Source organism: Paenibacillus sp. 1SOY10, assembly GCF_056836745.1.
The window spans coordinates 18042-32554 of sequence record NZ_JBXENK010000007.1; the positions used below are offsets into that span (position 1 = coordinate 18042).

Below are 14513 nucleotides of genomic sequence, written 5' to 3' on the forward strand. Positions count from 1 at the left end.
GCTGATCAGTCCCCTTCCGGTTTAATCAAATTGAACGCGAATCGTCTTGATTTCAAACGGAGTAAACCTCAAAGGCAGCTCCTTCACCTGCTCGGCCAGCAAAGCCGTTGGTTCTTCCAGCAAATTCGCCTCTTCAACTGTCCGGCAATTTAGACCGAAGCGCAGGGTGCCTTCGCTGTCTGCACCAGACGTTTCATACAGCCGCAAAATCAAATGATCGCTATCTTCTGCCTTCTTCACCGCTTCCAGCATCACATGGGAATGATCTATCCCTACCAGCGCAAAGGATTCTGATGGAGTAGTCGCTTGAGGGATAGAGGAGGCCTTCCCCTCTGCAGGAGCGATCGATTCAACGATAGAAATCGGCACGTTGAGTTCGTACCCCTTGCGATATACCCCGGCTTGAATAAAGTCATGTTGGTGCGGGTACAAAGCATAGGTGAAGCAGTGCCCCTCCGCCTGATCGGCGACCGGGTCGGGATAACTCGGGCTACGCAGCAGATTGAGATCCAGAATGCCATCCTCTGCGCTATGGCCATATTTGCTGTCATTTAACAGCGCCACCCCATAATCCGGTTGTGATAGATCAATATAGTGGTGGGCACAAATCTCGTCCCGTGCAAATTCAATAGCATTGTTGCGGGTCGTAGGGCGCTTCAACACCCCGAACTGAATCTCGCAATTCACCTGGTCGCTGACCACGTTAAGTGGAAAAGCTACCCGCAGCATTTTACCGGACTCCCGCCAATCGACCTCCGTCTCGAACCGTAGCAGTTTCTCATCCGCGAGCAAGCGGATGGTCTGCTTAAGTACAGACTCCCCGAATCGGTACTCCTGCTCAACTACAGCTTGCGGCCCGGCAACATAGGCACGGTGGTTCGCCAGCTTCATCTTGCCAGCAACCGTGTCACGATAATCACGTGGGAAGTCCCAGGCATCGCCATCATCATGGTATACCGTAAATACGTTAGCTTGAGCTCCAGTCCGAATCGCCTCCCGCCCTACAGCCTTATCAAGCAGCGAAAGAATGCTGCCGTCTTCAGCAAAGCGAACGGCCAGCCGCTCATTCTCCAGCTTGAGGTCTTCGGCGATCAGCGTCGCTGGCGATACTTCATCAGGTTGAACCGCTTCCTCCAGCTTAGCCCAGCTCATAGCTGGCACCTTCACCAAACGCAGGCCATCCTTCGTATCCACCCACTCCCGACGCTCCCAAGGCAACGAGTTGAATAGCACTGATTCTCCTGACTGAATGCCATGACTTCCAGCCACCCGCCCGTAAGCTTCGGTCGCCAGCGCTTGCACTTCAGGAAGAAGCTTGCCATAACGTTCTAGTGATTCATCATATACCCTCGTAATCGACGAGCCTGGCAGAATATCATGGAATTGATACAACAGCATTTCCTTCCAGATTTCCTCCAAGCGCTCGGCAGGATAATCCGGCGCCTTCTGATCCAGAGCCCATTGCAACGATGCGGCAAATTCCAACTCACGTAACGCCTTCTCCAGCTTGCGGTTATACCATTTATTACGTGCTTGGGTGGTCAGTGTCCCTTGGTGTTTCTCCAAATAGAGTTCTCCACGATACGTATGAAAGCGATCGCTCTCCTGCTCCAATCGTTCAAAGAACGTAATAGATGGCTCCTGAACCACCGGAGGTAACCCAAGCAGGTTACGTTCCCGCTCTACCCGCTCCAGATGTTCTTCCCCTGGACCTCCGCCGCCATCGCCAATGCCAAATAACATTAAGGCATGCTCGGATACGTTACGGTCCAGATAACTCTGCTCAATCTTGGTCAGCGACCTTGGCGCTCCCGGACTATTATACGTATCCTCCGGTGGCAAATGGGTTAACACCTTGGTTCCATCTATGCCTTCCCAGAAGAAGCTATGATGAGGATGCGTATTGTAGACACTCCAACTCAGCTTCTGCGTCATCATGTAGTCGACACCGGATTTCTTGAGAAGCTGTGGCAAGCTACCCGTATACCCGAAGACATCCGGTAGCCATAACACCTTCATGTCCTTGCCGAATTCCTCACGGAAGAATCGCTTCCCGTACAGGATTTGCCGAACCAGTGCTTCCCCGCCGGATATATTTGTGTCCGGCTCCACCCACATCGCGCCTTGCGCCTCCCAGCGGCCTTCCTGGATACGCTCCTTCACCTCGGCATAAAGCTGAGGATAGCGCTCCTTCATCCACTGATAGAGTTGTGGTTGGCTCATACCAAATACATAATCGGGATACTTCTCCATGTTGCGTAAGGCAGTAGAGAAGGTGCGTGCTCCCTTGCGAATCGTCTCCCGAATTGGCCATAACCAAGCCAGGTCAATATGAGCGTGACCGATGGCACTAACCGTCAGCACAGGGTCACCGCCTTGCTTGCTCAATACGGGGACCAACCTTTGCTTCGCCCGATGAACGTTCTCCTCGCTGACCTCGGCGAGTATATTAGCCGCCTCATAGACTGCTTGCAGTACCTGTGCCTTTCGGGCGCTAGATTCCGGTAACTGCTCACCAAGTTCAATCAATACTTCAAGATCGTAGTATAACTGCCTCGCCTCTTCATGACATATCGCAATGGATGCTTCCTTGAGCGTCCCGCTGCGGTAGCGTCCGAACAGATCGTTACAACCGGCATCTCCCCACAGATCGATAACTTCACCGCCCTTGGCGGCCAGGCTCACATCAACTACACGTTTGCCAGGCCGTCCCAGGCTAAAATCAAATTCAGAATTAATATTTGTCAGTCCCTGACGCGGGCTGCCGCCTTCATCCACAAGACACAGTTCTCCGCTGACGTCGATCAACAGCACCACCTTGTTACCTGCTGCCGATGACGGCACAGTGCCTTGAAAATGGAACCAAGCGCATTCCCAAAGTTCGCCCCATTTGCTTCCGGGCTGCAGTTCAAGATAGCTGCCGTCCGTTCTCTCCGCAAAGGACACGGGTTCTTTGGTCACCCATGCGCGAACCTCCAGTTCCGACACTGGCCGATACATATATTCTTGCAGTTTGGCTAGCCGTCCCTTCGCCTTTTGGATCATAATCTGGTTTGTTTCATAAGGCATGCTGCATCACTCTTTCAATAATAGTTTACTTCGTTCTGACCTCCGCCTTCTTCTGCGCATCGTCTAGAATCGACTTAACATCCTCGTTCGTCATCAGCGATTTGGTCACCGCATCACCAAACATCTGCCAAATTTTTGAGTCTTCTTTCGCAAATGTCGGCAGCCCTTGCACGTTACCGGACATAGCCAGATAGTGTTGGTACATCTCCGGATGTGCTGCCTTGTAATCTTCCGATTCGGCAATGGATTTCAATACAGGCGAACGTGCACCGGTATCTGCAATAAGCTGTTGAATCTCCTCGCTATACATAACGCGAATATATTCGAACGCGGCTTCTTTGTTCTTGGCATCCTTCGGAACGGAGTGGAAAGCAGCACCAATCGTAATATTGCCCGGCTGACCGTCTGAGGATAATGGAATCTGAGCCATGCCATAATCGATATCAAGATGAGCGCTTTCTCCTGCCCGCCAAGGTCCGTCAATCAAATAGGCAATTTGACCTTTCTTAAAGGCATCAAAATAGGCACCTTCATTGGTATTCGCCATCAAGCCCGGAGGGTGATTCTTGTTCAATTCTTTCAGGAACTGGACCGTCTCCACGTTGGCGTCAGAGTTAAATATCGGTTGTCCTTGATCATCGGCAAACCCGCCGCCGTTAATGACCAGAAGCGTACCGTACCGCAGGTATCCCCCCGCATTAGGTCCAGCATAGACCCCACCACCGTAAAACTTCCCGGCGCCTGCTTCTGTGACCTTGGTGACATTGCTCAACAATTCATCCCAGGTGGCTGGTGCTTTGTCCGGATCAAGGCCTGCTTGCTTCACGAGATCCTTGTTCCAGAACAAGCTGCTCACACCTGGCTGTGAGGCAAAACCATAAATTTTACCATCATATTCCATAGGACTCCATGCAGCCGGAGCCACTTTATCGCGAATATCCTGGGCTAAATCATCGGGAAACGGTTCAAGCAAACCCTGCTGTGCAAACCCTGGCATCTGGGTTTCCCCCACAATAATGTCAGGAATATTCTGTGCCAGGAAGCCAGCGGTCTGTTTCTGAATCAGTTGTTCTCCCCAGCCCCAGTCTTCTGTCTTCACCGAAATCCCTTTACTACCCAGACGATCATGAATGATGGATTGGTATAGGTAAGGGAATACTGCCCCTTTTGCAGTCTGGCCGGGAGTGTAGTTGAAATCCTCTTCCACGACACGCGGCTCTTGCGTTTCATCAGCAATCGTAGCCTGCTTCTTCTTCTCCAACAAACCCTCAAGCGCTCCAACGCCTACTGCTACAGCGCCTTCATTTAACACCGTAATGGTTGTAACTTGACCTGCTCCATCATTATTTGGGGATGAATTGCCACCCGTTGCATTTCCGGAGCCACTGCCCCCCGCATTACCCCCTGACGAACAAGCGGCAAGCCCTGCCATTAGCACAAGTGAAAGAAGCATAAACGATACTTTCTTGAACATACTTGAACCCCTCCATTTTCAAAGCTAATTTTTTATATGATGAACTATCCTTTGATCCCCGTATTCGCCAAGCCCTGAACAATATATTTCTGGAAGAAGGCAAAAATCAGCAGTGCGGGAACGGTAATGCCAAGACTTAACGTGATGATCATTGGATAGTTAATCACAGCACCGGGACTTGCGCCGACGGAGGACAACCTTGTAATTGCCGCCGGAAGCGTTTGCAAATGATCGCTAGTGGTATAGAAGAACGGCGTAATAAAGTCATTCCATGTACCCAGCGCGGTGGTAATGGCAATGAATGCCATGATCGGAAGCTGTAACGGGAAGAGAATTTGGAAAATCAATCGGAACGTACCCGCTCCATCCACCGTGGCCGCTTCATCGATCTCTAGCGGAACCTTCTCTAGCGACTGCTTGACCAGAAAGGTCCCCATAATATTAATGCTAGGTCCGCCTAGCAGGTACACCCACCAAGAGTTCAAAATCCCTGTTCCTCCGGTGAATATGTCGTTGCCTCCGGCAAACGGGAAGCGGGCAAATTCCAGATAAGTCGGAATGATAGCCAGTGTACCGGGAATCATCTGAGTAGCCAGTAAGATGAGGAACAAGGTATCCCGGCCTTTGAAATGCAAACGGGCAAATACGTACCCCGCCAAGAAGGAGGTCAAGATCGCCCAGACCGTATTGTAGGATGTGCGAATTAACGAGTTCTTGAAATACGTTGCCACTGCGGCATCCGTTGAACCCACAATCAAGGCCTTGAAGTTCTCCAGCGTTGGGGCCTTCGGAATCGGAAGGATGCCCAGTACCGTAGAGCTGAACTCCGTCTTAGTGAAAAAACCGGCAAAGATCATAAAAATTAAGGGATACAGCAAAATAAGTCCGACGCCAAGCAAGATGATATGCCCCAATAAATGAACGGGCTTGAACTGTCTCTTAAACCTCACGCTTAGTGCTTCGGCCATGCCCGTTTCCCCCCTTTGCAGCCGGTTTGATCGGCTTGATCGGTATGGTCGTCCGTCGATCTGACTTGGTAGACCAGTTGTAGTACATGACGGTAACGGTAATAATGATCAACGCCATAATCAGGGATGAAGCACCCGCCATGCCTAGGTTGAAGTCCCAGAACCCGTCACGATAGATGCGGAATACCAGCACCTCGGTCTGACCATAAGGTCCGCCGTTGGTGATAAACAACACCTGTTCATAAATCTGAATTGCCGCAATCAGGTTGGTGATAACAATATAAGTTGCAATTGGCTTGAGCCCTGGCATCGTCACGTAACGTAGCTTATCCCAGCGCCCTGCCCCGTCAATTTCCGCAGCTTCATATAAGGTGAGGTCTACCGATTGCAGACCCGCCAGCCAGATCAGCGCCGCTCCGCCCACGCCCTTCCAGACGGAATAAACCACGATCCAGAAAATTCCCCAGCCCACTGAATACTGCCATACAATAGGGTCCTTGCCCATAGACTTGAGGATATTGTTGATGACTCCATTATTGGAATCAAGGAAGATGTTGAAGACTTGTGTTGTGGCTACGGTCGCCGTTACAGCGGGTATGTACCAGATGGAACGGTAGAAGCCCTTGCCGAACAGTGGCATGTTCATAAGTAAAGCCGCTCCGAAACCGGCACTTAACGTAATGACAGTCACCAGACCGCCCAGCCAGATTGATCTCCACAACGCATCCGTATAAACCGGGTTATTGAAGAAGCTGATAAAATTGTCGAACCAGATAAACTTGGGCGTGTCGGCCAAGCCTACCCATTGAAAGAAGCCAAGCACAAATCCGAACATGGTAGGAAATCCTGAAACCAGTAACCAAAAGAAAAACATCGGTACCAGGATAACGGTGGCGATCCATGCGTCCTTATGCCTTCCAAAAGCTTGCTTCAGCGTTTGTCTTCCTCCCTGTGCTACCGTTTTTCCCATAACACCAGCAACCCCCCTTACAAAGTTCCGCCTTCCATCAATGACAGGTGGTATCTGAAATACATTTGCATTATTAAATATATTGCAATATATCATTTATGTCAAGATATTAGATATATCATTTATTGCTAATTTATTACAAAAAAGGACACCCGCTTATGGAGCAAGCGGGTGCCTGTAGTCCTGAACAGTCTGAGAAGTCTGGGGGAACTCATGGGTGGAATGGCCCTGTAGACTGACTTTCGATCAGCTTGGGCTCCAGAATGACCTTCGTATATCCCGGTTCCCGGATATCGGATTGTTGGAAAATTTGCAGCAAAATATTTGCTGCTGCCTCTCCCATTTCGAGCTCCGATTGTGAAATATGCGAAAAATAACCCCATTCATGCAGACCAGGTGATGGATCGTCAAAGGTAAGGATGGAGACGTCCTCTGGCACTCTCAGACCAAGCTCCTTGCAGATCGAATAGATATGCAAACCCAATCTGCCATTCAGAGTAATATAAGCCGAGGCAATTCGATTCTTGATGAAACGGTACAAGGGATGACTGCTGTCCAGACTGCTGTAATCCACATTGAAGTCGGTAAGGATCAACGCCGGATTAATCATGGCTTCCTTCTGCTTCAACGCCTCCATATACCCGTTAATCCGATCTTCTACCGTAATGGTCGGTAGCCGCGCATCCGAGCAGATAGCAATGTCTCGATGCCCTAGCCCCCATAGGTAATCTACGGCCAATTGTCCCCCAATCATGCCATCGCTGCGGGCAACATTGGTCGCCACCCCCGGCAAATAACGGTCGATGAGCACGAAGGGATATCCACGGAGCTTGAGAGACAAGATCTCCTCGTTGTAAGTCTCTGCATCCGAGGGGAAAATGATTAATCCCGCCGCTCCCTGGCGAATCAGTTCATTAATGGCCTCCTTCTCGCGGTCGATGGAATTGTAGGTAAGAACTATCTGCAAGCTGTAAGGACTATGCTCAAGAACATTGTTGATCCCTTGCAGGAGCCGAATGGCGAAGTAGTCCACCAGCAACGGTATCACCAGTCCGATGATCGTCTTCTTGTTGCTTGAAGCATCCAGTGACTCTCTTACCAGAGGTAGGGTGTCTACGCCTCCGGCCGAGTTGTATTGTGCCGCTTCTCCGTCCCGGCGGATTCGTAGCCCGCCTCCCCCTTGTCCCATCGTACCTTGGCCTTGGCGCAGCAATTCCCCGATCCGTTCACTGACGAAGCTGCCCCTACCAGGAATCCGGTAAATCCAGCCATCCTTCGCCAATTGCATCAGTGCATTAGCCACCGTAATCCGGCTCACGTCAAACTGTTCCATCAGAATCTTCTCCGAAGGAATCTTGTCGTTCTCCTTCAGGTCGCCCTCAAGTATCAAGTTCTTGAAATGCTGCTGAATTTGCATGTATAACGGTTGTCGCTCGTTCTGCATCTTACAGTTCTCCTATCTTTTCTCTCAATACATCTAAGTTATATCATTTATGTCATTTCGTCAATCTGGCAAAATATTGTTCGCTTACTTGACACTAAGTATTGGATATATTAAACATATTATACAGGTGTTATCGTTTGTTCCTGTTGCAGACAATCGGCAAGAAGGAGGAATAGAGGTGTTCGCGGCCTACGGGAGAACCTCAAACGGTAGCTTCTGATGATGAGGATACGAGGTGAACGAGCTTGATACGAAAGCTTACGATGGCAAGTTTCATTTTGTTATGCGCGTTGTCCTTAACCCTTGGCACCACCTCTGCAACTGCACAATCCTCGAGTTCTGACAAATGGAAAGAAACGATTAACTGGCCTAAATCGCAAGCGCTTCCAAATTTCGCAAAGGTAAAAAGGCTGGACGTCGCCGATGTGCTTGAGGCACCCGGCGATACCCGTCTGTTATTGGCTACGCTGCAAGGAATCGTGAACCGTACGGAGCCCCGCATCTATCTGCTGGAGAGCGAAGAAGAAGGCAAGCTGACCTGGCTAGGTGATCTTCAGGTACCCTATACCGTACATGATGATATTTGGAATCTTGTTAAGAAATACAAGCATGAAGTAAAAGGCATCATTATTTACGATCCGGAGGTTCCGGATTCCATTAACGTAGCCACAACGCTGGCCGGGCTCAAAAACGCTGTAGTAGCAAGTCCCGAGCTAGCTGTCAAGCTCAAGGCTTCTCCCTACAAGCTCAGAGTGCTTGAGGATCTGCGTGGGCGATTTGAGGATCGAATGGATGCGTACACCTGGCAATATGAGCATCTGTGGAAGCAGACCACCCAGCGTATGCTGGTCGGCCTGAGCCCGGATGCTCCAATCGCCATTCCGCCAGGATTGCCTGACTCGTTCGAAGTTATTGCGGAAGAGACTGAGCAAGTTCGTGATGGTGGTAATAAGGACACCTATGACCTGAACCTCACCCCATTCCTCGGCAAGGATGCTGTATTCTTACGCTTTGACGATGCATTCAGCCAAGACGGCTGGGGTTCGGCTGTTCATCAGGTCGTCGTAAAGGCAGATGGCAAGATCATCGCTGACTTCATCGCAGGTACGCCCGAAGAAGAGAATTTCCTGTACGACCGCCAGCAATCTCAAGTGTCGGCCGGAGACGGCGGGCATCGCTTCGCGGATAACGGGCGTTACTTCGTGTACCGGTTCGATGCTCCCCAAGGAACCCAGGAGTTGACCGCTTCCGTTACAATGTGGAACCAATACAAGGTATCTGCCGGCAATATTCCGCCTCTATCCTCGGAGAAGAAGGAGCCATATGGCTACCTGCGCGACTATGCCGTAGCCAACAAGGCGATGGTATTTTGGCTGGAGGTGAACGATCCAGAGCAGCGGGCGTTGTTTGAGCAAATTCTGAGCGACGTCAAGCCAGGTACGCCTTATCTGGGCTGGTTCAGCAACGATGTCGCAGGGGAATTCAGTTCGGTTGAGGTGGCCTCCAATCATAGCGTATATGTGCTGGCCGCCGACTGGTTCAGCAACCTGACCGTCTTCTCCGGCACGGAGTCCAAGCCCTTCAAGCTCAAGACTCCACCCGCACCCAAGCTCGACAATAAAATTTATGTGACCTACACTTTCAGCGAAGGTGATAACTTCCAGTACAACCAGCACAAGATGCGTAATCTGTGGGATGACCCAGCCCGCGGAGAAATTCCGCTGAACTGGACCTCCAGCCCCCTGCTATACGATGCTGCTCCGGCCATACTGAATTACTATCAGCAGTCGAGTACCACGAACGATCTGATTATTGCCGGGCCATCGGGTGTCGGTTACTTCTACCCGGAAGCCTGGCCGCCATCAACATTCGATAATTACTTGAAGCAAAGCTATAAATATATGCAAAAGACAAAAATGCCCCTGACCTATGTCCTTAACCGCATCGATGGCGAGAACTTGCCGTTAGGCACTTCCTACGCCAAGGCCTACGAACGGTATTATAAGTCACCGGGGTTATTCCTGAGCTGGGAGGACCGTTATGGCGTGGAGATTGTAAACGGTTCGCTCCCGGTCTCGACAATTCAGGGAATCAGTACGATCCAAGACGGCTTGCGCATTCTGGAAGAAGCCAAGGCCAGCTGGGACGGCAAATCCCCCTTATTCGTCTCTCTGGGATTGCTGGCCTGGAGCCTGACTCCATCGGATATGGTGCAATTAACCGGGCAGTTGGGGCCGGAATACGAGATCGTCCGCGGTGACCATTACTTCTCACTGATTCGCCAAGCTTACAAGCTTCCGGTAAAGCCTTATGTGCTGGAGACAGCCGATAGCGCAATAGACAGCTTCGAGGAAACCGACTAACGGATCTTGATCATCGCGCCCTTTCGTGTTCTCTGAACGAGGACAGGAAAGGGCTTATTTTTTGGAAGAACCGTAATCCGTAATGGTGAACTTTACATCAAAGGTAACAGGGGTCTGGCTAAATACCCCATCCCAGCGGTCCTTAACCTGCTTCCAATAGTGAGGATGATCTACGCTGAGCTGCTTGCCAAATCCCGACACATCTACCTTGTATTTCGTCTGCAGCTTCTCCAGCAAACTCTCAAGCATATGGAGCAAGGTTTCTTCAAACACTTTCTCCGCCCGGTTCAGAAATTCTGCCTTGGACGGGTCCTCCTCCACATCCCAGTTCTCTATAAGCCGTCCTTCGGATTCAATATTGACCTGAAATGAAAGTTGATCCCCATCCAACCTGGGAATAATCTTGCTCTTCATCCCCTCCACCTCATACGTCATCGGCTCATCGTGCCAGTCATAGCTCTTGACGACTCCTCCCTGGATATCCCCCCTGATCCAGGCGATGCTCTGTACATCCGTCTGATCCAGCGATCCTATATATCTGCCGGTGTCTCCCTTGATGATTCCCGCACCGGAGAACTCGGCCTCCCCTCCGCTTGTCGCCACTTCCTGCAGAATGAAGCTCTGCTTGGAGCCAATCAAGCTATCCAATCGGGTCAAGTTGACTCCGCGCATAATTTTCCCCGTCCGAAAATGTCCCCGTGGCATCGCCTGTAGCTTGAACGCAGGAATCTCCCCTGAATGTCCTGCTACCAGCGTATCGCGGGCCAGACCACGGCTTAATAACGTGATGCAACTTGGACGTATATCGTTGTCCCGCAGGACAAAGTCCATTAGTTTATCGATGCTTTGCTTCTGTATCAGCTCAGTGGAAATAATGATTACCTTGAGATGATGACCAATGACGGCCCGTTCACGTCGCAACGAATACTGCCGCATCACCTGAAGCAAGGAATCTCCCGTTTCGGATTCGTTCAGGAACCCATCGCCTTTGCCGGCTCCCTTCTCATGTTGATTGTTGCTGCCTGTTTTTACGGGGACAATCTGTACGGTGGCTGTAATTAAATTGCGCTTGGGGTAGCCTTGTCCTTGCTTGTCCAGCTTCTCTTCCGTAGGAGTAGGCTTGCCATCGTCCAAAGCCAACCCGATGTACATGCTTAAGTCTTCGATTTCTTTGCTGCTCCAGCAGCCCGTTTGAGTGACCATTAATCCAACCACAAGCAGCAGAATCAGCGTCCGGTAATTATGCATGTTTCTTGAGTCCTTTCTTCCGAATGAGGTAAACGAGGGACAAGGGCACCGTGACAAGAGCGAACAAAATGATGCTCATATACCCGATCGTTCCGCCCAGCGCAAATAAGTCGTTCATCGTTTTCGGGATAAGTGCAGCTATGAACAGAACCGGCATCAACGCAAACAGAACCAGCGGGAATTTGATGCCAAAGGTTTTTGATAAGCCTAACGAGGTGACGAAGAACTGACTGCAAAAATTACAAAACATCTGCATCATCCATATGACCAGGAACGGAAATTCAAATCGTTCGAAGAATAATCCGGTAATCTCGAAGCTGCGTAATAAGTCCAGTGTTGGCCAGGTGCTGCGAAGCACGGCAGTAACGGACATCCCTCCAAGCACAATCATCGTGGCGAATACATACAAAATGATCGGGATACCCGTTCCAAGCAGCATCGTCTTGACCGCCTTCTCCGGGTGCTGCATATGACCCACCAGAACCATGACAATCTCAAAGCCGGTATAAATGAGAATGGACGATTTCAGTCCATGGAGGACGGGAGGCAAGCCTTCGCCAAGGAACGGACGCAAATGGTCAAGCTCGAACAACCTCATACTGAGAAGAAAGCTGAGCAGCAATATCAAAATGCTTATAGGGAAAATAATTTGAAACAACCGGGCAATACAGTTGATGCCACCTGATGCCAAATAGGCCCCCGTCCAGATAAACGGGATGATAACCGCCCAAACGGGCGTCCCTTCAAGCAAATAGAAGACGTTAACCTCCGCCAAAATACGAATCTCAAAACCCGCGATAACCAGAAAATAAATGACCATAAGCAAGGACATCATGCTGCCAGGAATTTTCCCCACAAGGGTCCGGGCATATTCAAAGATCGTCTTGCCCGGAAATTGCTGGCTCAGCTTGGTCATCACCCATACGACCAGCAATATCACAACGCCCCCCAGCAGCACGGATAACCAGGCATCCGGTGTCTTCACCTTCTCCGTGATATCCCGCGGCATCGTGAGAATACCCGCCCCGAGTATGCTATCAGTCAGAAATATTACTGCTTGTGATGTTGTGATTTTATCATCGGAACGTGTGAACACGGCAACCTCCTGGTGTACGTCATTAGAAGTGGGGGAAACCAGTTGCCGGAGAGTCAGGCTTTGCGGCGCTTGCGTTCCGTCTTCATCATCTCCGGCCGGAGCTTCATCAAGGTAAGCGGAGCACGAACGAACAAATCCTTCCAATCATGCAGGCGGATGGGGGATATAGGGGTGACGTAAGGTACACCAAAGCTCTTGAGCTTGGTAAGATGGCTGCAAATCAGCAGGAAGAACAAGATCGTTCCTAATATCCCCAACGCAGCGGCGAAGAACATTCCAACAAAACGCAGCATACGTAAAGTGATTCCAGCGCTATACATCGGAATCGAGAAGGAGGCAATGGCGGTCACTGAGACAACAATGACCAGAAACGGGCTGACAATCCCGGCCTGTACAGCCGCCTCCCCGATGATTAATCCTCCAACGATTCCCATCGCCGAGCCAATCGGCTTCGGCAGACGCACTCCGGCTTCGCGCAAAATCTCAATCGATACTTCCAGCACCAAAATCTCGATTAGCGAAGGGAAGGGAACCCGCTCGCGGGTCTCAATAATGGTAATAGCAAGCTCGGTGGGAATCAAACCTGGATGGAAGGAGATAAAGGAAATGTACAGTGATGGAATCATCAGTGACATAAAGGCGGCAAAAAAGCGCAGCATACGCAGCAGGGAGCCGGCCATCCATCGTTCATAGTAATCTTCGGGCGACTGCAGCAGCATGCTGAAGGTTACGGGAACGATAAGTGCAAACGGTGTTCCGTCCAGAAGCAAGGCCACCCGGCCAGCCATCAGTGCATTAATGACCCGGTCCGGTCGCTCCGTGTTCTGGGCCTGCTGGAAGGGACTCAGAATATCGTCTTCGATCAGTTGCTCCACATAACCGGATTCGGCGATAAAGTCCAAGTCGATCTTGGCGACTCGTTTCTCAACCTCTTGCAACAGATCAGGGTTCACAATGGTTTTCATATACACGACAGCCAAATCCCGTTTCAGTGTATTGCCCACCGTATATTTCTTGATTTCCATCAGCTCCGTGCGCCCCTGACGCCGCAGCATGGAAGTATTCTCACTGAGCGCTTCTGTAAATCCCAATCTCGGCCCGCGTAGCAGCGCTTCCGAGGTAGGCTCGGTAATAGACCTCGTCTTCCCACGGGGCTTACCAACCAATAATGCTGTAGGCATGCCCTCAATAAGCAGACCAGCGTATCCAGTCAGGACCATCTCATGCAAATCATGTGTCTCCTGCACTTCTTCCATCTCAACCACCGGCAACATATATTTCCGCAAATAATCAGCCAGCTTGTCTGCGGTAGGAAGCGTGGAATCCATCTCTGGTGCAAAATTGTCCTTACCCATGAGCACCTGCATGACCTGGGTATCAATCAGTTGGTCCTCCTGCATGCCATCAATATAGATCAGGGCTGCTCGTATATTGAACCCTGCCATGATGTATTCCCGAAAATGCAAATCGTCGTTGCTGCCTATGGCATGCTTGATCGAATTCAGATCCGCATCATAGTCACCCGTCAGCGGTGAATTGGATTCCTCCGGGACTGCCGACAGCTTCTCGGAAGAGCCACCGCCATTCGTCACTACCGAACGGAACCAGCGATGCACAAAATAGAGGATGACAGGTATAAGCAGCGTGGCTCCCGCCTGCACAAAGACCGGCCAATCCGGGATATAAGAAACGATGTTTGACCACCACACATGAACCATTCCCCTACGCGAATTGTTCTCTCTAATCTCCCCCGAACCACGCCATTCTATGAGCATCATGGACTCTTAATTTCATAGTGCAACAAAAAAACAGGGAACCGAAGCAGCCTCGCTGTTTCTATTCCCTGCCTATAACTTAAACTTGCTATTCTATAATTTGAAC

The 14513-nt window shown here is 50.5% G+C and carries 9 protein-coding genes; 1 reads left to right on the forward strand and 8 read right to left on the reverse strand.

Features of this window, described 5'->3' with window-relative positions; genetic code table 11:
• Positions 1–21 precede the first annotated feature (21 nt).
• The 5 genes from AC1VOR_RS16230 to AC1VOR_RS16250 form a co-directional block, all read right to left on the reverse strand.
• A complete protein-coding gene (locus AC1VOR_RS16230) occupies positions 22–3069 on the reverse strand; it encodes an alpha-mannosidase (protein ID WP_482619245.1) in 3048 nt (1015 codons plus the stop codon).
• Positions 3070–3094: 25 nt separating this feature from the next.
• Positions 3095–4543: an extracellular solute-binding protein gene (locus AC1VOR_RS16235; protein ID WP_482619247.1), complete on the reverse strand. Its 1449-nt coding sequence runs from the start codon at positions 4541–4543 to the stop codon at positions 3095–3097.
• Between the two features lie 44 nt (positions 4544–4587).
• Positions 4588–5511, reverse strand: coding sequence for a carbohydrate ABC transporter permease (locus tag AC1VOR_RS16240; RefSeq protein ID WP_482619248.1), 924 nt, complete (start codon positions 5509–5511; stop codon positions 4588–4590).
• Positions 5483–6481 carry a carbohydrate ABC transporter permease gene (locus AC1VOR_RS16245; RefSeq protein ID WP_482619250.1) on the reverse strand — a complete coding sequence of 333 codons (999 nt, stop codon included), beginning with the start codon at positions 6479–6481 and terminating at the stop codon, positions 5483–5485. The genes AC1VOR_RS16240 and AC1VOR_RS16245 overlap by 29 nt, the downstream gene beginning before the upstream one ends.
• Before the next feature lie 211 nt (positions 6482–6692).
• Positions 6693–7925 (reverse strand): GntR family transcriptional regulator, encoded by a 1233-nt coding sequence (locus AC1VOR_RS16250; RefSeq protein ID WP_482619251.1) that lies wholly within the window; start codon positions 7923–7925, stop codon positions 6693–6695.
• Between the two features lie 263 nt (positions 7926–8188).
• Here AC1VOR_RS16250 and AC1VOR_RS16255 point away from each other — a divergent pair, with 263 nt between their 5' ends.
• The gene (locus AC1VOR_RS16255; protein WP_482619253.1) at positions 8189–10288 is read left to right on the forward strand and encodes a GxGYxYP domain-containing protein; all 2100 of its coding nucleotides are present in this window, start codon (positions 8189–8191) and stop codon (positions 10286–10288) included.
• A 54-nt stretch (positions 10289–10342) separates the two neighbouring features.
• On the opposite strand, the gene AC1VOR_RS16260 is transcribed toward AC1VOR_RS16255, so the two are convergent.
• From AC1VOR_RS16260 to AC1VOR_RS16270, 3 genes are read right to left on the reverse strand one after another with little or no spacing between them, the layout of a single operon-like run.
• Positions 10343–11536, reverse strand: a complete 1194-nt coding sequence (locus AC1VOR_RS16260) for a Ger(x)C family spore germination protein (protein ID WP_482619255.1) — start codon at positions 11534–11536, stop codon at positions 10343–10345.
• A complete protein-coding gene (locus tag AC1VOR_RS16265; protein ID WP_482619257.1) occupies positions 11529–12632 on the reverse strand; it encodes a GerAB/ArcD/ProY family transporter in 1104 nt (367 codons plus the stop codon). Before AC1VOR_RS16265 ends, AC1VOR_RS16260 begins: the two co-directional genes overlap by 8 nt.
• A 53-nt stretch (positions 12633–12685) precedes the next feature.
• A complete protein-coding gene (locus AC1VOR_RS16270) occupies positions 12686–14341 on the reverse strand; it encodes a spore germination protein (RefSeq protein ID WP_482619259.1) in 1656 nt (551 codons plus the stop codon).
• Positions 14342–14513: the final 172 nt, after the last annotated feature.